15 protein-coding genes are annotated in these 20,544 nt (G+C 39.2%); 2 read left to right on the top strand and 13 right to left on the bottom strand.

What is annotated here, in order from left to right:
• The first annotated feature begins 111 nt into the window (after positions 1–111).
• Positions 112–1,209 carry an endo-1,4-beta-xylanase gene (locus IEX65_RS08110; RefSeq protein WP_188765542.1) on the top strand — a complete coding sequence of 366 codons (1,098 nt, stop codon included), beginning with the start codon at positions 112–114 and terminating at the stop codon, positions 1,207–1,209.
• Between the two features lie 52 nt (positions 1,210–1,261).
• A complete protein-coding gene (locus IEX65_RS08105) occupies positions 1,262–1,603 on the top strand; it encodes a hypothetical protein (protein WP_188765541.1) in 342 nt (113 codons plus the stop codon).
• Positions 1,604–1,807: 204 nt separating this feature from the next.
• On the opposite strand, the gene IEX65_RS08100 is transcribed toward IEX65_RS08105, so the two are convergent.
• From IEX65_RS08100 to IEX65_RS08040, 13 genes are all read right to left on the bottom strand, one after another.
• The gene (locus IEX65_RS08100) at positions 1,808–3,259 is read right to left on the bottom strand and encodes a family 43 glycosylhydrolase (RefSeq protein ID WP_188765540.1); all 1,452 of its coding nucleotides are present in this window, start codon (positions 3,257–3,259) and stop codon (positions 1,808–1,810) included.
• A gap of 51 nt (positions 3,260–3,310) precedes the next feature.
• On the bottom strand, positions 3,311–4,045 hold the full coding sequence (locus IEX65_RS08095) for an acetylxylan esterase (RefSeq protein WP_188765539.1): 735 nt from the start codon (positions 4,043–4,045) through the stop codon (positions 3,311–3,313).
• A 58-nt stretch (positions 4,046–4,103) separates the two neighbouring features.
• Positions 4,104–5,264, bottom strand: a complete 1,161-nt coding sequence (locus IEX65_RS08090; RefSeq protein ID WP_188765538.1) for an aldose epimerase family protein — start codon at positions 5,262–5,264, stop codon at positions 4,104–4,106.
• 146 nt (positions 5,265–5,410) lie between these two features.
• Complete coding sequence (locus tag IEX65_RS08085) at positions 5,411–6,535, bottom strand: alpha/beta hydrolase-fold protein (RefSeq protein ID WP_188765537.1); 1,125 nt, start codon at positions 6,533–6,535, stop codon at positions 5,411–5,413.
• A 22-nt stretch (positions 6,536–6,557) separates the two neighbouring features.
• On the bottom strand, positions 6,558–7,634 hold the full coding sequence (locus IEX65_RS08080) for an esterase (protein ID WP_188765536.1): 1,077 nt from the start codon (positions 7,632–7,634) through the stop codon (positions 6,558–6,560).
• Positions 7,635–7,640: 6 nt separating this feature from the next.
• Positions 7,641–8,804 (bottom strand): esterase, encoded by a 1,164-nt coding sequence (locus tag IEX65_RS08075; protein WP_188765535.1) that lies wholly within the window; start codon positions 8,802–8,804, stop codon positions 7,641–7,643.
• A gap of 27 nt (positions 8,805–8,831) precedes the next feature.
• A complete protein-coding gene (locus IEX65_RS08070) occupies positions 8,832–9,950 on the bottom strand; it encodes an esterase (RefSeq protein WP_188765534.1) in 1,119 nt (372 codons plus the stop codon).
• A gap of 13 nt (positions 9,951–9,963) precedes the next feature.
• Complete coding sequence (locus IEX65_RS08065; protein ID WP_374757855.1) at positions 9,964–12,045, bottom strand: alpha-L-fucosidase; 2,082 nt, start codon at positions 12,043–12,045, stop codon at positions 9,964–9,966.
• 12 nt (positions 12,046–12,057) lie between these two features.
• Positions 12,058–13,620 (bottom strand): carboxylesterase/lipase family protein, encoded by a 1,563-nt coding sequence (locus tag IEX65_RS08060; RefSeq protein ID WP_188765533.1) that lies wholly within the window; start codon positions 13,618–13,620, stop codon positions 12,058–12,060.
• Positions 13,621–13,631: 11 nt separating this feature from the next.
• Positions 13,632–14,513: an alpha/beta hydrolase gene (locus tag IEX65_RS08055; RefSeq protein ID WP_188765532.1), complete on the bottom strand. Its 882-nt coding sequence runs from the start codon at positions 14,511–14,513 to the stop codon at positions 13,632–13,634.
• 74 nt (positions 14,514–14,587) lie between these two features.
• The gene (locus IEX65_RS08050) at positions 14,588–15,424 is read right to left on the bottom strand and encodes a sialate O-acetylesterase (RefSeq protein WP_188765531.1); all 837 of its coding nucleotides are present in this window, start codon (positions 15,422–15,424) and stop codon (positions 14,588–14,590) included.
• Between the two features lie 222 nt (positions 15,425–15,646).
• Positions 15,647–17,194, bottom strand: a complete 1,548-nt coding sequence (locus tag IEX65_RS08045; RefSeq protein WP_188765530.1) for a RagB/SusD family nutrient uptake outer membrane protein — start codon at positions 17,192–17,194, stop codon at positions 15,647–15,649.
• Between the two features lie 21 nt (positions 17,195–17,215).
• A complete protein-coding gene (locus IEX65_RS08040; protein WP_188765529.1) occupies positions 17,216–20,323 on the bottom strand; it encodes a SusC/RagA family TonB-linked outer membrane protein in 3,108 nt (1,035 codons plus the stop codon).
• Between the last annotated feature and the right edge of the window lie 221 nt (positions 20,324–20,544).

Below are 20,544 nucleotides of genomic sequence, written 5' to 3'. Positions count from 1 at the left end.
TTGTTTCATATATATGTTTTGATTCACTTCAGTCTAACGTTTATGCTTCATGAACGTTAGATTTTATTATGATTATCACCCATTTCACTGTATATTAAATCTCATTAAAAAATGAAAAAAAATTTAGTTATTGCCCTGGTTTTTGTAGTTTTTATTTGCTCAAATTTCATTACACGAAATAAGGCAAGCAATTCGCTTAAAGATGCTTTTAAGAAAGACTTTTTGATTGGTACGGCTCTTAATAATTTACAAATTGAAGAAAAAGACCCGACTGTAAACAGCCTAATCAAGCAACAGTTTAATGCAGCAACTCCCGAAAATATCATGAAATCGGCATTGATTCATCCAAAATGGGATACTTATGATTTCAAACTGGCCGACAAAATGGTTGAATATGGACAGAAGAATAACATCAAAATCAATGGACACACGTTGGTATGGCATAGCCAATTACCAAACTTTATTAGAGGCATTAAGAGCAGCGACTCAATCCGCACATTTTTTACTGAACACATCAAAACTGTGGCTGGACGTTACAAAGGAAAGGTATTCTCATGGGATGTTGTAAATGAAGCACTCAATGAAGATGGAACTCTCAGAAATTCTGTTTTCTTGAAAAACTTGGGTGAAGGCTACATTGCCGAAGCATTTAAACTAACGCAAGAGGCTTCTCCCAATACCGAACTTTACTACAACGACTACAACAATGAGCAGCCAGCCAAAAGAGCAGGTTGCATAAAAATAATCAAGAAGATTAAGGAATCAGGTGCCAGAATCGACGGTGTGGGGATTCAAGGACATTGGCATCTTGGGAAAGTGCCTTTGAAAGATATTGAAGAGAGTATCATCGAATATTCGGCATTGGGGATGAAAGTGATGTTTACGGAGTTAGATATTGAAGTTTTGCAGAGAAATTTTCAAGGAGCTGATGTAAGTCAAAGAATGGCAAATAGTCCAGAAATGAATCCATATACCAATGGATTGCCCGAAGAAGTTCAGAAACAATTAGCGGATGACTACGAAGCGTTGTTCAAATTGTTTTTGAAGCACAAAGATAAAATTTCGAGAGTAACGTTTTGGGGTGTGAATGATGGCGATAGTTGGCTGAACAACTGGCCAGTGAGAGGTCGCACTAATTACCCATTATTATTCGACAGAAATAATCAGCCTAAGCCAGCTTTTTATAAAGTTGTGGGTTTGAAAAACTAAAATTTTATTTAATTCTTTTCACTATCTTTTTAACCAAAATTCAAAAAAAACTATGAAAAAACTATTTGTTTTCTTATTCTTCATTTGCAGCACGGCGGTTTTTGCCCAAACAAATCCAATTGATGGAAACTGGAAAGGTACAAGAGAAACGCCTAATGGTACATTTGAGATAAACTACACTTTCAAAGTAGAAGGAGATAAACTCACGGGTACTTGGAAGACTCAGTTTGGTGAAACCAAAATCGAAAACGGAAAAGTTGAGGGAAAGAAATTTTCATATACTATTTCGTTCAATGAGATGACCATCAATAACACAGGTGAGCTTATCAATGAAAACGAAATCGTTACGAAAAACGAAAGAGGTGAAATGAAACTAACTCGTGTAAAACAATAATAGTTGGTTTACCAACCTCTTCAAACGAAAAACGCTCAAACATGACATTGGCCAAGTTTGAGCGTTTTTTTTATAATTCAACAACTTCCATATAAACAATCTTAATAAACTTAGCATCATCTTTTGATTAAAATAGCTACTAAATCTACAAGTGAAACGACGTTGGCGAAATCGCCAACGTCGTTTCACTTATTAAAAATATTATTAATGTGCCTTGAAATTCCATTTAGAATTATCGCTGTTCATATCAAATTTTCCAAGAGTTGGAGTGCTATCACCCGAAGAAATCAAGGCTAATTTTTCGTTGGTACCTGGCACAGCCTTTGGCATTATGCGGTAAGTACCATCAATTAGTTGGTCTATTCTCCAAAGTTGCTCGGGAGCCCCAGTAAATGCTGGCACAGTTTTTACTTCAGCGTCAGCAGTGGCAGCCAATGCTCTATCAGTTCCAGCAATCACAATTTTATAATAAACTCCACCAGGGTAACCACCACCATCTGGCACGGCAGTAATCGTCCATTTTTGGTGAGGTCTGGCAATATAATCGCCTGCTCTTACACCAATATCACCCTTTGGCCAAGTATCAATCACATCCTTTAGTTCTTGCGAAGCAACAGGCTTGATAGGTTCGTTAGGGTCACGTGGGCCACGGAAACCTCCAGCCATACGTACAAAATCTACTATCAGTTCCAAGCCATAACCACGGCGTTCTGATTCTATTTGATAAGTTCCTTCTCTAAACAGTTCACCACCCACTGGCCAGCCGTTTTTCCAAAGCAGCGGACGAATTGCTAAAACGCTACGCCCACTTTGGTCTAAATCTGCCTCGTAGTGAAACGACATTTTTTCTACACCATCATCAAGTTTCCAATGCCCGAAGTGGCCAGCTCCGTTTACTCTACCACCACCTGAACCCATCACCATTTTTCCACCACCTTTAAGCATATCTCTACCCATGTTGTCAAGGTACGGCCCAGTTACTTTCTTCGAACGCCCCACCACTATATTATAAGTTGAGTTTGCACCATCGCAGCAGGTACCGTGCGTGCCGAGTAGATAATACCAACCATCTCGATACATCAAAGCCGTTGCTTCACAGTCAATTGCAATATTGATAGCCTTGTTTCCTTCTACTCGCTTACCAGTTTTTGGGTCGAGTTCTACCAAACGAATAAAGCCAAAGTAAGTACCGTAAGACAACCACAATCTGCCATCGGTTGGGTCAAGCAATAAACCTGGGTCAATGGCATCACAATCTTCGGTGCCATCAGATGATGCCACTACGATTGCCTCAGTGTATTTAAAATCTGGGGATTTTGGGTCAAGTGTTTTATTCCACATTGTCAGAATCCTCCCGTTATGGCCACCTCCGAGTCCGCCACCCGTAGCACCATAAGCAACCAAATACCTATCTCCGATTTTGAGCATATCTGGTGCTGCACCTCCTCCTGGTCGTTCGCCTCCTGGGTTCCAAGTCCAGCCGTCTTCTGAAATTAATCCGCCTCCACGAGTGCCAAAAGTATAATATTTGCCATCACTTTCCAGAATTGTAGATGGGTCATGAATGAAAGGTTTACCAATCTGAGCCGAAGTCTTTTCTGTGGAAATTATTGAAAAAAGGACAATTCCGGCCAATATTTTTATTCTTGATTTCATTTTTCAGTAAGTAAAAAATTGTGAATGTTTTTCTAATATGAATCTTTAAAGTCATTCATAACTTATCGTGATATTCTTAATTGGTTCGCCTTTTTCATCGAGGAATCTAACACAAAAATCACTCATTCCTGGGCCGTTAATTACTGCCCCACGAATGATATTTTTACCTTTATTGAGGGTTAGGCGGTTCGATACGCAATCATCCATTACCATACGTCTATCACCCGAAAGTAAAATAGCTTCTTTTCCATTCAGCCACCACATTGATGCTGAGTTTGACCCCACCGCCATTCTTACATTTTTGATTTCTTCGGGACAGTTTACCACTGTCACCGCCCAGAAAAGCACGCCATAAACTGGTTTATATAAGCCGTAGGCGAAGCGAAAGAGTTTGGTATTGAATGTGGTACTTTCGAGAGCATGCCAAGTTAACTGTTGCTCTCCAACCTTTACTTTATCCCCATTTTTGGGAAGTATCGAAAACTGATTTGGGAAATATTCGGTAGCAAAAGCACTTCGCAAATAGCTATCAGTAAAGACGGTATTGCTTCGATTAGGCTTAACGATTGGCTCTAAAAGTAGCCAGCGTTGCAAGAACCCATCGGCATCGGGTGTTTTAATTTTGGCAGTGGCTGCCGTAAAGTAAGGTGTAAGTGTTCGTGAAGTATCGCTTTTAGCGGTATTGCCCGACTTATTGGCTGACTGAACTGAACAACCTTGTAATCCAAGACCCACAAGGATAACAATGCCCACTGCCAACGGCAGGGGTTTAAAGCTGAAACTCATAGATGAAAATTTAAGAAGTTGGAAAATGAGAAAAATTGATGCTAAGTTTTCAGCAAAATTATTTTACTGAGAACTTGTAGATTGTGGTAGTCTGATAGGTTTCGCCTGGTTTTAAAACTGTACTTGGAAAACTTGGTTTATTCGGTGAATCAGGATAATGCTGTGTTTCTAAGCAAAATCCTGTACGGAATTTCGCAGGAATCCCACCCTTTGTAATGGCTGAGCCATCTAAGAAATTGCCTGAATAAAATTGAATTGCGGGTTCGGTTGTGAAAACTTCCATTTTTCGGCCAGTTGTTGCCTCATAAACCGAGGCGACATTTTTCAACTTATTGCTTGAATCAGTAAATACCCAACAATGGTCGTAGCCTTTTCCAAACTTTATTTGTGGGTCGTTGGCATCGTTGATTCGCTCGCCAATTTTGTGAGCAGTCAAGAAATCGAATGGAGTACCTGCAACCGCCGTGAGTTCACCCGTTGGAATTAGGGTTCTGTCAACAGGTACTAATTTATTGGCCAAGATAGTAACTTCATGGTCAAGGATTTCTTTATTTACATTACCCGTAAGATTGAAATACGTATGATTTGTAAGGTTTATAACTGTGGTCTTATCGGTTTTGGCTTTATATTCAATTTTTAATGAATTGTCTTTTTTGAGGGTGTAAATAACCTCCACATCCAAGTTTCCTGGATACCCTTCTTCTCCATCAACTGAGGTATAATTCAGTTGCAGTTGTGGCTCTTGGCCATCTATTGCCGTAGCTTTCCAAAGTACTTTATCGAAGCCTTTTTTTCCTCCATGTAGGGCATTCGGGCCATTGTTTTTGGCCAAAGTATATTCTTGACCATCGAGTGTAAATTTACCTTTGCCAATTCGGTTGCCGTATCTTCCAATCAATGCCCCAAAAAACGGAACACCTTTTAGGTAACCATCAAGGGTTTCGCAGCCAAGTGTTACATTTTCGTATTTCCCATTTTTATCAGGTGCGGTCAAGCTTGTAATAATGCCACCGTAATTAGTAATCTGAGCTTCCATTCCATTGGTATTCCGAAGCGTAAAAAGCTCAGCCTTAGTGCCATCGGGCAAAGTACCAAATTCTTTTTTTTCTATCTTTATCACTTTCTCTGTACCATTTTTTTTCATCTTAGTTGACTGTGAATAGCCAAGTTGAGAATACCCGATACAGAGAAAGATTACACAAAATATTCTTAATTTCATCGTTTTTGGAGTGTTTTCGACCAATGCTGATTGTAAAAACCAGCAGAAGCAAGTATTAAAAAATCGTTTTTAGGGCAATTTGTAAAGTGAATGTCTATGAATTTTACACTGGCCAAAATATAGTTTCGACCAGTGTAAAAGAAGATTTACTTGAATAATAATGGAGCCATTTGATACAAGCTACGTCTCCAAGTTTGGAATTCGTGTGCAGTACCTTCCGAAACATAACTTACGGCATTGAAGCCAGCAGCTTTTAATTCCTCACCCGCTTTTTTTACACCATCTGGACGTTCTTTACTTCCACAGCTGATGAAAATTAATTTAGGTTGTGGTTTATCTTTAAAATCAGCAGGGGCATATACTCCACCACTCAGTAAACCATAGTAATCGAAAACATCCGTTTTATTCATTGAGATAGTTTTTGTCTCAAATCCCCCCATCGAAAGTCCAGCCATAGCACGTTGCTCTTTTTTGGCGATTGTTCTGAAATTGGCATCTACGTAAGGTATCAATTCATCAACCAAGACAGTTTGGAAAGGTTCTATTTTGAAACTACGTAATCCTCCCCCTTGACCCGGCTTAATATCATTGGTCATGCCGTAGGTGCATACAATAATGAATGGCTTTATTTTCCCGTCGGCAATCAAATTATCCATTATCAAATTAGCATGACCTTGGTTCATCCAAGCAGTTTCGTCTTCGCCCCAACCATGTTGTAGGTATAAAACTGGGTATTTGTCTTTGCCTTTTTCGTAGCCTGGAGGCGTGTAAACAAACGCTCGGCGAGAAGTATTTGTACTTGGCGAAGGAAACAAGATTTGTTGCACATTTCCGTGTGGAACATTTTTAAGAGCATAAAAACCTTGGTCTTTGGCTGGAATTTCGATGCCACTTTCCCAACGTACTGAACCATAATAGTTTAACGTACCTGGGTCATTAAATTTACCACCGTCAATTCTTACATTGTAGTAGTGAAAACCTTCGTCCATTGGCCCTTCGGTAGTTCCCATCCATGAGCCGTCTTCGGCTTTGGCGAGTTTAGTACCACCACGGCCACCAAGACCCAGACTTACTCGAACGCTATCGGCAGCAGGGGCGATAATTTTGAAACGTGCGTAGCCTTGCGAATTTACCATTGGATACTCTTGTTGCGGTTGATTGAGTTCCGAAGGCTTAAAGTCTTCGATAATGGCAGGTTGTTGGGCTTGGGCAAAGCTGAAACAAATAGAAAAAGCTGCAACTAAGGAATTTCGATAGAGTGTATTTTTCATTTTTATTGAGGATTGAATTTAATTATTTGAAAATTTCTTGTAAAGATGTGGCCAAGAACAACTTACAGTTCATCCATGTGTGTCCACCCGATACGATTAATGGTTTAATCTTGATTTTCTTTTCTTCAAACATGGCAATGTTTTTCTTCACACTTTCATAAAGAAAATCGTCTGTACCTACGCTGATGGTAAATAATTTGACTTGCTTATTTATCACATCAGCATTTGGAGTCCAGTTATCGAAGTTTTTCTTGAATTCTTCGGTTGCCGTAAAAGGTGCATAAGAGCAGATATAGCCAAATTTATCGGTGTTTGTAAACCCAATATTGAGCGTTTGACCACCACCCACCGAAAATCCAGCCACGGCACGGTTTTCCGAACCAGCTTTTACTGGATAATTGGCCTCAATAAATGGTATAACATCATTGACCACATCTTTTGTAAAATCAGGCATTGGTGCAGGGCGAACATTGCCGTAAGGCATCACGATAATCATTGGTTTGGCTTTACCTTGAGCAATGAGGTTATCGGCTATAAAATTGGCATTTCCTACTTTTGTCCATGTTTCTTCGGTATCAGAGCCACCATGAATCAGATACAAAACAGGGTATTTGGTTTTGCCACTTGCATCAAAATTTGGTGGCGTATAGACCAATAGCTGACGTGTCGTATTCAGTGATTTCGAGTTGTAAAGCTGATAAGTAATCTTACCATGTGGTACATTCTGCAAGGAATGTATCAATGGTTTATCTCCCGGAATATCTACTATACTACGCTTAAAACGCTCATTGGCAAAGATTCGAGTATTGTTTGGGTCGGCTACCCCCGTACCATCTACTACAAAATTATAGGGATAAATATCTGGCGAAATTGAAGGTACGGTAATACTCCAAACACCCGAAGTGTCTTTGCTCAATGAAACAGGGTCTTTCAAAAATTCTCCCGAAAGTTTCACTTCTTTGGCCGTTTTAGAGAAATACTTAAACGTGACACTCTTATCGGCATGTACCTGCGGCGAAACGATGACAGGCGGTCGCTGTGCCTTCGCAAATCCTCCTAACAAAAGAAGAATGAAAACGATTAATTTTGAGTTTTTCATCTTGCGTTATTTAAACAAAATTGGTAAAGTTTCATTGAGATAACTTTTTACATTCATCCAAGTATGTCCACCTGGAATGGCGTAAGTCTTCACGTTAATTTTCTTATCTTTCAAATATGCCTCCCACTCAGTTGTGCCTTTATACAAGAAATCTTCTGTACCAATACCCGACCATAAAAGTTTGAAGTCTTTGTTTGTTTTGGCTGGGTCAGCTGTAATATTCGTGAAACTCTTATTCATCTCAGCAGGTGAAATGTATGACGCATAGCTACATACGTAAGCAAATTTATCGACATTATTGAAGGCCGCACGGAGCGTTTGACCACCACCACGAGAGAAACCACCGATAGCACGATTATCACGATTGTTGATAGTGCGGTAGTTTTTCTCAACGTAAGGAATAACTTTCGTAATGAGGTCTGTTTCAAACAATTTCATACGTTTGAGGGCATCATCTCCATCACGATTCATTACATCCGAAGGTTTATCTTTACCCGTTTGTTCAGCAATTTTTGCCAGTGGATTTCCATAAGGCATTACCACAATCATTGATTTTGCTTTGCCTTGGGCAATCATATTATCGAGCATTAAGTTTACTTTTCCTACTTTCCAGAAAGTCTCTTCGGTATCGGTTGTACCACTGATTAGGTAATAAACTGGGTATTTTTTAGCAGTTTCTTTGTTATAACCCGGTGGTGTATAAACCACAATCGTACCGGTAGAATTTTCTACCGATGGGTAATAATCATAAGTGATTGAGCCATGAGGTACGTTTTGTAAAGCATAAATGGCTGGCGAATCAGAAGGAATTTCTACTAAACTTGCTTTAAAACGCTCGTTAGGAAAAAACGCTACATTGGCAGGGTCCATGACAGTTGTACCATCAACTTTGAAACCATAGGGATAAATATCGGGTTTCACTGGCCCAACAGTTACCGACCAAACGCCTTCGGCATTTTTGGTCATGGGTACATTTGCCGAACCAAACTGATTTCCATCGAGCAAAACAGTAGTTGCATTGGGTGCTAAATATGAAAAAGTAACGGTTTTATCGGGATTAACTTTGGGCGAAATCACAAATGGGCCACGTGGAGGTTGCCCATGTACAAAACTGGGAATTCCCAGTAGGGCAATTATGCAGCACACTAAAAAAGTCGATTTTGTTTTCATAATTTTAAGATTAATAGAAATTGATAGTTATTTAAAAAGTTTGGGAGCAACCACACTCAAATAATGCTTCACATTCATCCAAGTGTGACCACCTTCGGTAAAGAGGCTTTCGTATTTAATTTTCTTTTGGTCAAGCACTTGCATAAACTCTTGATTAACAGTGTAAAGTGGGTCTTCTTTACCTACACCAATCCAAAGTAATTTGAGATTTTTATCAGTTTTTGCGGGGTCTTTGAAGGCAGCCTCGTTGTTGCGGTCAAATTCGTTTTTGAGCATTCCTGGGGCAAATCCGCATACGTAGGCGAATTTGTCGGAATTATTGAAACCAAAGTACATGGTAGTACCACCACCACCCGAAAAACCAGCAATGGCTCGGTTGTCTTTGTTATTGATAGTGCGGTAATTTTTCTCAACGAAAGGCATCAGATTTCCGAAAAAGTCTTTTTTGAATTCTTGAAGATTATCCCAGTTTCGCAAGCTACCCGACGATTTTGAAATAACTGGATAGGCTCTTCCGTAAGGCATCACGATAATCATGGGCTTGGCTTTACCCTGTGCAATGAGGTTATCAAGAATGATATTCGCACGACCTACTTTTGTCCAAGTTTCTTCCGTATCGGTTGTGCCATGAAGCAAATAAAGCACTGGATATGAGGCTTTTGGATTAGTTTCGTAGCCCTGTGGTGTGTAAATAACTACTGGACGAGTTCCGAGTTCGGGCGACTGATAGTAGCGATAAGAAACCGTTCCGTGCGGAACATTTTGTAAAGTATGCACCAGAGGCGTGCTGCCCGTGACTTCAACTACACTATTTTGAAAACCCTCGTTAGGGAAAATAGCTGTATTATTTGGGTCAGCTACCGAAACGCCATCTACCGAAAATGAATACGGGTACATATCTGGCTTGATGGGCGAAGTTTTCACCGACCAAACACCTTGTTGGTCTTTGGTCATTGTCAAAGCAGCTTTCTCAAACTGGCCGTTCAACTTTACATCGTTAGCCTTTGGGGCATAAAATCGGAAGGTTACGCTATTATCGGCATGTACTTCTGGCGAAACCACATTTGGGCGTGGAGTTGGTTGGGCTATACATCCTCCACCCACAGACATTATTATCAGAATAGTAATATTTTTTAGTGAATTCATCGTTATTAATAGTTTATTTAGAGGTGATTATATCTAACTCCGCATAACCTGGAGCAGAACTTTCCTGTGCGGTTTTTAATGCAGTAAATTTTATATATTTGGCAACTACCGGCTCAAAGCTTTTCACTTGCCAGAAAGGATTGTTCTTGATATTTGAAAATTCTCCTTCGCTTACAAGCTTCCACTTCGCCCCATCCTTTGACACCCAAAATTGAAAATTTGTAATAATACTCCCCTCTTCCCACCAGTTTTGTGCTGGTAAATAGCGAAAACCTTGTAGGGTTTCTGTTTTACCCAAATCAATCACAAGTTCGGGAGATATTGATTGGACTCTTTTTTGATGCCATGATGTACCAGCATTGCCATCTAATAATTTATTGGCATTTTGGTCATCGGTGCTTATTACTTTCCAAGACTTACGTGAAACATCGAAGGATTCCTCATTTACAATACTTGATTGCTTTGTGAATGGATTATAAGAAATAACCTTAACATCTACTTTCCCATCACTGGTTTTGAAGGGTGAAGTGTATTTTTCTGACTTGGCAGTAGGTTGACTACCATTTAGTGTATAGTAAATTTCAGATTCTTTATCTCCCGAAACAAAACTTACTAAACCTTCTTTATCTCGAATAATTGTGGGTGGTGTAAGAATAATCGGAGCTTTATAAACTTCAATATTTGAGATGAGTGGGCAACTTTTAGCATCTAAAATATTGAGTCGTATTTTTGTAGCCTCTACAGTGGGAAAACGTAAAATTCTTTTATAGCCAATGGTAGTTTCTTTAGCTATTTCAATCCATTTTTCTTTTACGAATGCTTCCAAAGTGAATGATTTTACACGCTGCCCAAGTTGAATAGGTTCTTGAACTAAAAATCGGTTGAATGAGGTTGTTTTTCCAAAGTCTAAAGTGAGCGATGCTGCTTTTACATCATCGTTAGTGGCCCAATAAGTATCACCACTATTGTCTAAAACTCTATTTGCAGAGAATAGCTCTTTTGTTCCTCTGGTTTGATTGGCGGAGGCGATGGCATTTTTTGCAAGATTTTGCTTAAATGTTTCTTTTAGGGTTTTGGTCAATTCTTGTATAGCCTTTTCATCTTTTTCATGAATTAGTCCGTTTGGCATAATCGGAAAGTTGAGCAACATAGTAGCATTTCTTCCGACCGAATGATAATATACATCCAATAATTGCGGTAAAGTTTTTACCTTTCTATCTTCTCGTTCATGATAAAACCATTCTGGACGAATAGAGGTATTCACTTCTCCAGGAACCCAAGCATTTCCGTCTTCAACGCCATGTCTAAGCATATCTTCTGGCACATCACCAGTTGCATTTAATAAGCTCCAGTTGGTTTCGCCCACATAACCAGCCTCTGTCCCTACCCAACGTAAATCGGCTCGGTCGCCGCCATCATTCCAAATCACAATATTAGGTTGAAGTTTACGAACCAATTTGTAGGTATTCAGCCAATCATAATAGGTTTTTGCATCAATTTTTCGGGTTTCATTCGCACCGCCATAATAGCCATTTCCACCATTAGCACCGTCGAACCAAACTTCAAAAATGTCACCATAGTTTGTAAGTAATTCTGTTAGTTGATTTCTGAAATAAGTAATGTATTCTGGTTTGCCATAATCAGGATGATTTCTATCCCATGGAGAAAGATAAACTCCAAATTTTAATCCATATTCTTTACATGCTTCAGACATTTCTTTTACAACATCTCCCTTGCCATTTTTCCAAGGTGCATTTTTGACTGAATAATCAGTATATTTTGATGGCCACAGACAAAAACCACTATGATGTTTTGCAGTGAAAATAATGCCCTTCATTCCAGCTTCTTTACAGATTTTGGCCCATTGCCGACAATCTAATTTAGTTGGATTAAACAGCTTAGGGTCTTCATTACCATAACCCCAAGCCATGTCTGTATAGGTATTTATCGAAAAATGAATAAAGGCATAATACTCCATTTTTTGCCACCCTAATTGGTTGGCTGTAGGAACTGGGCCAAAAGGTTTTGGTGCTACATTTTGTGCAAATGAGCAGGTGATTGATGACAGCAATAAGATAATAAGCGTTTTTTTCATATTGATTATTAATTACTTAGCCCATTCTTTCCCTTCGGGTGTTCTTCGCCATTCAAAATATTTATCTAAAACTTTCATGGCATCTTCGCTCGGAACTGGCCCCATGTAGGCTTTTTGGTTGAAATACATCACCGCAGGTTTACTGGGTGTAAATGCCGCCCATTTAGGCACAGCACCGCCATTTGGATGACCATATTTTGCAAAGTTTGTCCAATATGTCATGATGGTTTCAGAAACGGCTTCGTCGGTCGGAGTACGATTTTGGTCGGCAGGATTGAGATTGCCAAACACAAAGGCCACATCTTGTCCATGAGGTGAGCCGTAGCCATATTTTGGCGAACCTGCTGGATGCTCTGGGTGTTGGTCGAGATAATAATAGAATACTTTTTCTTTCGATGTTTTAGCTTGCAGATTTGCCCAAGCCCATGTTTGCCAGCCAAAAGCCGCATCACGAGCGAGGTCACGGGCAGTTTTCGGCACACTGTTTTCGCCAACGGGATAGGCTTTTATCAAACTTTCAGCAAATTTGCCATAGCGTTTTTGAGTGCCTTCGATATAATCTTTGGGTGTTTTAGGAGGTTGAAAACTTGCTCCTTCGTCAGAATTATACCCGATTAGAACTGGGGTATGGTTGTATTTCCCTTTTTCATACAAAATGTATTGGTCATCAGGAATCACATAACCATCCACAATCGGCCAGCCACCTGGCATTCCGAATCCGCCTGGCAGTTTTTCGGCTGGAATTGCTCTCATTTCAGCCAAAGAATTTGCTCCTGCCTTTTTCATGAATTCTACACCTTGGCTTTCTGCTAAAGATAATAATTTCATATTTTCACCTGGGTAAGTAGTAGTTCTGTTTGGTCCGAAAGAACCACCACTTTGCGAAATAGCTCCGTGAAAGAGTCCTTTAGCCAAAGGTGAAGCACAAAGCATACTTACGGCAATTCCACCTGCTGATTCACCAAAAATGGTTACTTTATTTGGGTTTCCTCCAAATTGCTTGATGTTTTCTTTTACCCATTTCAAGCCAGCTATCATGTCCAGAAGTCCATAATTACCCGAAGTTTTTTGGGCGGTTTCGGCACTGAGTTCGGGGTGAGCCCAAAAGCCCAATTGCCCAACTCGGTAGGCGATACTTACTAAAATCACACCTTTTTTTGCTAATTTTTCGCCATTATAGACTGGCTCAGAGGCAGAACCAAAGGCAAATCCTCCGCCATAAATCCATACCAACACTGGAAGATTTTCATTGGCTGTTTTGGCTGGCGACCAAACATTTAAGTACAAACAATCTTCGCTTTTGCCCGCTGGTGGATTCCCACCTTGATATGGTGCAGGTGCAAATTTGGTAGTTTCTTTCACTCCCGACCAGCTTTGAGCAGGCTGCGGTGCCTTCCAACGTAATTCACCAACAGGTGGAGCCACAAACGGAATGCCTTTGAAAACTGCAAGTCCATTTTCGACCGTCCCTTGAATCAATCCTTCTTTTACCTTAACTGTACCGCTTATCTGGGCAAAATTCAAGCAAGGTATAAGAAAAAACACCAAGTATTTTATGCTTAAAATCTTTTTCATAATTATCTGATTTACAATAAGTTATTTCGCTTCATCCAATCGAAAAGTGGGTCTATCCAACCCTTTTGGCGGAAAATAAATCCGTGGTCACCTTTCGGGAAAACGTGCATTTCAACTTCGACTTTGTTTTTACGCAATTTTTCAAAATATTGAATGCTGTTATCAACATCAACTACTTTATCATCGGCAGCGTGAGTAAGCCAAGTGATTGGTGTATTGGCCTTTACTTGTAAATCATTAGAAAATAAATCTTTATCTTCTTGAGAAGGATTTTTGCCAATCAAGGCATCACGAGAGCCGCCGTGTGTAAGTGCATCTTGCATCGAAATTACAGGATAAACAAGAATCTGAAAGTCAGGACGGAGATTGGTATTTTGTGGGTTTTCGATATATGGTTTTTCAAAATGCGTGGCTGCCGTACTGGCTAAATGTCCACCAGCACTAAAACCCATTACACCAATTTTATTTTTATCAATACCATATTTTTCAGCATTTTCTCTCAAATATTTAATTGATTGCTGCACATCTTGTAATGGCCCGATTTTCTTATCTGGCATGATTTCGTCGCTTGGCAAGCGGTATTTCAACACAAATGCAGAAATTCCTTTTTCAGCCAAACTTTTGGCAGTTCCCAGTCCTTCTCCATTGTACACGATTACACCGTAGCCTCCACCCGCAATTACGACTACGGCCGTTCCATTCGGTTTTTCGGGCTTGATGTATTCGAGTGTTGGATTGGTGATTCCTTTATATAAGCCACGCTCAGCCCCCGTTTCAGTAATGGTTGTTGGCTTGGAATTTGGTACACCATTGGGATACAATGTGATTTTATCTTGTGAAAAGGCGGAAAATCCACACAAAAGGGCGGTTATTAAGAGGAATTTACTTTTCATTGTAGGGTTGAATTAAATATATTTTGTTTGCAGTGTGAATTGTCTGTGGAGACACAGACAATAGCACGGCATTTTTATTTTTTTGAATATTGCATCAATGCTTCAGCATAGCGTTTGCCAAACTCACGAACCCCTGCCGAGTCGAAATGCAAACCATCTTTGGCAGCAGTCAGACCAGCTGATGAAACCACCACAGCTTTTGGAATAGCTTGTGGAAGCGTAGCAATAATAGCATTGTGGCTGGCACATTTACCGCCTTGCTCGGCAGCTACTAATTCACCTGCCAGCAATGGAATTGAGTTTGGAGCCATGCCCAAATCAGCCAAAATATCATCATATATCTTTTTCACTTGGGTTGGCCAAGTTTTATCTCCTGTGTTCGATTCTCCTTGATGAAGCAAAATTCCTTTGATTACACCCGATTTTTGGGCAACTTTTGCCATTTCAATCAATCTTTCATAAGGGTTTCCACCGTAAGAATTCGCCATATTTATCATCCACGGTCTTTCTTTCGCCGAAGAATCGAGATAAGCTTTATATTTTACTTTATCAAAAATTTCTATTTTACTTCCTGCAACTGCTACATGAACCAAGCCTAATGTTTGATTTTGTGGCATACTTTGAATCATTGTTCTACCAAAATAATCGGCTGGAGAAAGGCGAGTATCACAACGGCAGAGTGGTGGTTTGGCGGTGTACCATTGCCCTTTTTGGCGGTTGAGTTTTGAGCAATCTAATGCTTCCAAGACTTTGAAACGACTGTCGAGATTGACAGTATCTTGTGCTTCGATACGTGCTGCACCTTCCATATTTGACTGGCCAATGCAGAGATAGATGTGAAAATTAGGGTCTTGGGCATGTGCATTAAACCTAATCATTATAAAGCTGATGAGCATTAGAACTCTTTTCATTGATGAGCTTTTTTTAGTTGATATAATTTACTGTTGATTAATACTTTCAGAAATATTTTTAGTCGTTATGGATAAAGGCTTTTATTGAAAAGTTTTGCAAGGTGAATATAGTCATAATGTTGTTGATAATAGCTTCTTCAAGAATATTTTCGATTAGATTAAAGCTGCCGCAAAAGGTTTTATGAATTAACTTTTGCGACAACTTTATCTTATGAATAGCGATTAATAACCAGGGTTTTGGTCTTTTTGGTCAATTTTCGGATTATTGTCAATTTCTGCTTGAGGAAGTGGCAATAATTCGTGCTTATTCGCCGTAAAATACGAAATTGGTTCAGTAGTTTGCTTTTTGTTCTTTCTCCATCTGAGAAGGTCAAAATTACGCACTTGTTCGGCAGCTAACTCTACAAAACGCTCATGTTGGAGAGCTTCAAATACTTTTGCTTTTGAATCACATGGGTAGTTTTTGGTAGGATACGGAGGCATATCTACCGATTTTCTGGCTCTAACTTGATTCATCAAAGTAATCGCTCTTGCCGAATTGCCCAGCTCGTTTTCACATTCAGCAAGCAATAAAAGTACATCGGCATAACGCATCACACGCATATTGATTCCGCTTGATGCAAAACCTGCATTCGATTTGTAAAGAATTGAGTATTTTCTCCAGCTAATTTTCAAGTCTTTGCCATCAAGTTTAGATAAATTTCCTTGAACCGCATCATCTTTCAATACATCTTTTCCGTTATTGAAAGTATCACCAGTTTTCCAGAAAGACATATCAAAACGAGGGTCATTTTTTGTATCTCCTTTGGTAGTTCTTTCGTAGTTATCCAACATTTTATTAGATGGAATTAGGTTTCTCCAACCAATCGGCGAGTACTCTTGCGTTCTGATACATTCCTCTTGGGCACTATTACCATCACCATCTGGTCCACTCCAGTTGAATGCACCGTTTGAAGGAGAGAATACGATTTCAAAGATTGACTCTGCATTAAATTCGCCTTCTTCGTTAGTCAAATCAAGGTAGTTATCTACAATTTTGTATCGACCCGAACTTACAATTTTTTCCAGTTCAGTTTTTGCACTGGCGTAGTCGCCTTGTTGTAAGTACGTGCGAGCCATTAACATTTGAGCAGCAGCTTTTGTTGCTCTACCTGCTTCGCTTGCTGGATAAGAATCTGGCAAAGCACCTTCAGCCGCCTTTAAATCGTCAAGTACTTGTTTATAAACTTCTTGCTGAGTTGCTCTTGGTTTTGCACCGTCAACAGATTTTACGTATTCAGTGTATAAAGGCACACCACCCCATACAGTGCCTAATTCGTAATAAGCCAATGCACGCAAGAATTTTGCTTCTCCCACAATGCGGTTTTTTGTAGTTGCTGTAAAAGAAGCGGTTGTTTTAGCCGCACTTTCAATCACCACGTTTGAGCGGTGAACCACTCTAAACCAACCAGTGTAACAATCATTTGAAACAGAATTACCCGCATCATTAGCACCAATAAGTAATTGATTACGAGGAGCTTCGAGCTGGCCACCACCAGTAGCCATTTCATCACCTCTTAAATCATGCACAAAAAACCACTCTCTGGCACCAAGACCAAAACCTTGTAATAAAGCATAAGCAGAGTTAATACCAGCAGTCAGTTCACCATCGTTTGTGAAGTAGGTATCAAACGTTACACCATTTGGATTTACTTTATCTAAATCTGAATCGTCGCAGCTCAGAATAGTTGAGAGTCCGATTATTCCTGTGAGTAATAATATTTTTTTCATTTTTAATCGTTATTAAGGTTATTAATTCAAGCCAAGGTTTAAGCCAATAGTCATTGTACGAGCTTGTGGGTAGGTTCCAGTATCAATTCCTCCATTAATTTCAGGGTCATAACCCGAATACTTAGTTATGGTAAGCAAGTTTTGGCTTGTCACATAAATTCTTGCTTTTGTTAATACATTATTAGTAATTTTCGACAATTTATTTGAAGGTAATGTGTAACCAATCGTCAAGTTTTTCAATCTTAAATATGAACCATTATCAAGGAATCTGTCAGAAGTTCTGGTATTTTGGCTCGGGTCACCACTTACTGCACGAGGTACATCAGTATTTGTGTTGGTTGGAGTCCAAGCATTCAATACATCAGTTGTAGCATTGAATAATCTCAACATACCTTGTCCGATAACTTTTGTTCCATTATAAATTTTATTGCCATAAACACCTTGGAAAAATACTGCAAAGTCAAAGTTTTTATAAGTACCTGCATAATTTAATCCATAAGAGAATTTTGGAAGATAACTACCCAAATAAGTTCTATCATTTGCGTCAATTTTTCCGTCTCCATTCAAATCTACAAACTTAATATCACCAGGTCTTGTGTTAGATGTTTGGTAAAGTGATTTAGGGTCACCATCAATTGCATTGGCTGCCGAAATCTCAGCTTCACTTTGGAAGATACCCGCTACTTTCCAGCCGTAGAATGAACGGAAAGGTTGTCCTGCTTCTGTACGAACGATGTCAAATCCACCGAAGTCAGCACCAGCACCAGCATTGATTGTAGCGTTTGGTGTAGCCAAACTCAATACTTTATTTCTAACTAAATCGAATGTACCAGTGATAGTAGATTTCAAATCATTTTTATCCAAACGATAACCAAGCGATAACTCAAATCCTCTGTTTTGCATACTTCCAACGTTAGCCAATGGGCTGCTTGAATAACCCAATGATTGAGGAAGCGGCACAGAAAGCAATAGACCATCAGTTTTACGTTCGTAAACTTCAGTAGTTAAGGTAATTTTATTATTGAACAATGAAAGGTCTAATCCGATGTTTTTCATGATTGTTTCTTCCCAGCTCAATCCTGTATTACCAAGACCATTGAAATATGAACCTAATTGAGAAGCATTACCAAACGAGTAATTAGTATTATTTGCAGAAATCAATGGTTGCCAGTCATAATCACCAATCGAGTTATTTCCTGTTACACCGTAGCTGGCTCTCAGTTTCAATTCAGAAATTGCTTGTAAATCTTTCATGAAAGATTCTTCGCTAATTCTCCAACCAGCCGAAACCGAAGGAAATGTACCCCATTTCTTGCCAGGTGCAAATTTTGAAGAACCATCACGGCGAATCGAACCACTCAATAAATATCTGCTTGCAAATTCATAATTTACACGACCGATGTAAGAAATAAGTGAGCTTTCGGTGGTAGAAGTTGTTCCTGATATATTTGATGCACCTTGCACTTCCTTGATATTGTTATCAGGACGTTGTCCAGAAATACTAATCGACTTGAATTGGGCATCTTGTTTTTCAGCAACTGCTGTTGCACTAATCGAATGTCTTCCAAATGATTTATCGAAACTTAATTGATTAGTAAATACAGAAGAGAAGTATTGACCTCTGCTTTGGCCAAGAGAAGCAGTCGGACGGCTACGGTTTCCATCATCATAAATTGGAGAAAAAGTGCTGTTGATATTGCTGGCATAGTCTCCACCCATTGTAAATTTATATTTCAACCAATTGGTAAATTTGATTTCAGCATATAATGTTCCTAATACTTTGTAAGAGCGGTTGATGTTGTCTTTTTGCTCTTGATTTACGATACGCATTGGGTTTTCTGGGTCAGTTGCATCCAAACCCTGTGCTGTTGTACTGAAACCACCAATTTTAGTTGGGTCATTTACTGGCCAGTATGGAGTCATACGCATGATATTCATCACCAAACTTCTACCACCAGCACTTCCTTCACCGATACGAGTATCGTTCGACACCATCATTGTTTGGCCAATCGAAATATATTTACCAATGCTGTGGTCTGTGTTCAAACGGATACTTCTACGACCATATTCAGTAAACGGAAGCACACCATTTTGCTTGAAATTACCAATTGACAAATAGAATTTCGATTTATCAGTACCACCCGAAATACCAATTTGGTTGTTATGAATTGGGCCATTTCTAAACATTACATCTTGCCAATCGGTTTCGGTTTGTGCAAAAGTAGTGGTTGCACCTGGGTAAATAGGTGTGTTCATGTTTGAAAAGCGTCCTGGAACAGCCTGTCCAGAAGCCGTCAATAAGGCAGTACCGTATTTAATGTATTCGGCACTATTCAATAAATCAAGCGTTTTCCATACTTGTTGTGTACCGATGTACGAATCGACCGTAATGTTAAGTTTTCCAGCTTTTCCTTTTTTAGTTGTAATCAACACAACACCATTTGCAGCTCTTGAACCATAAATGGCCGATGCACTTGCATCTTTCAATACTTCAATAGATTCAATATCGTTTGGTGCAATCGTATTCAAACCACCACCAGGTACTCCATCTATTACATATAATGGATTCGAGCTGATACTGATTGAGCCAATACCTCTGATACGAACTGTTGGTTCTGTTCCTGGGCTACTGCTGTTTACAACCTGTACCCCTGCAACACGACCCTGCATGGCTTGTGTAGCACTGATAACAGGTTGCGTTACCAAATCTTTATTAGTAATTGAAGATATCGCACCTGTTAAAGAAGTTTTCTTTTGTGTACCATAACCCACAACTATAACTTCGTCCATGAGGCCTTCATCAAGTTCTAACGAAACGTTTATTTCTTTCTGATTTCCAACTTTTTTTTCAATAGGCTTATAACCTAAAAAGCTAAATACTAAAACATTCTCTTGCGATACTGATAATTCGTATCGACCAGAGGCATCTGTTATGGTACCTTTGTTTGCCCCCTTGACCGCTACGTTCACACCTTGAAATGCTTCTCCATTTTCGTTCTTGACTACACCTCTGACTTGTGCCATTAATGTTCCAAAAGAAAACAGAGACAATGCTAAAACCAGTAATAGACTTCTCAACCTTAGAGAGTCATCTTGATAATGGATTGAATTGTAATTGTTGTTTTTCATTTTGAAAAAAGTTGAAATTTAAATTATAGAATTTGTAACATAAAGTTCTTTTATTTTATATTGTGTCATTGTAACACAAATAAATACGTGTCAAATGTACACATAATAGTTTTCAAAAAAAGAAAATGTTACTTTTTTTTTATTAAATAATACTATTTTGACATTAGGCGAACTTTTTCTTGAAATAATTAATTTAAATCACAATCTATTTCAATTTATAT

Origin of the sequence: Emticicia aquatilis, from assembly GCF_014644295.1 — a bacterium.
Classification (GTDB): Bacteria; Bacteroidota; Bacteroidia; order Cytophagales; family Spirosomataceae; genus Emticicia; species Emticicia aquatilis.
Note: the sequence above shows the minus strand (reverse complement) of the source record. Positions and strands in the feature narration are given on the sequence as shown.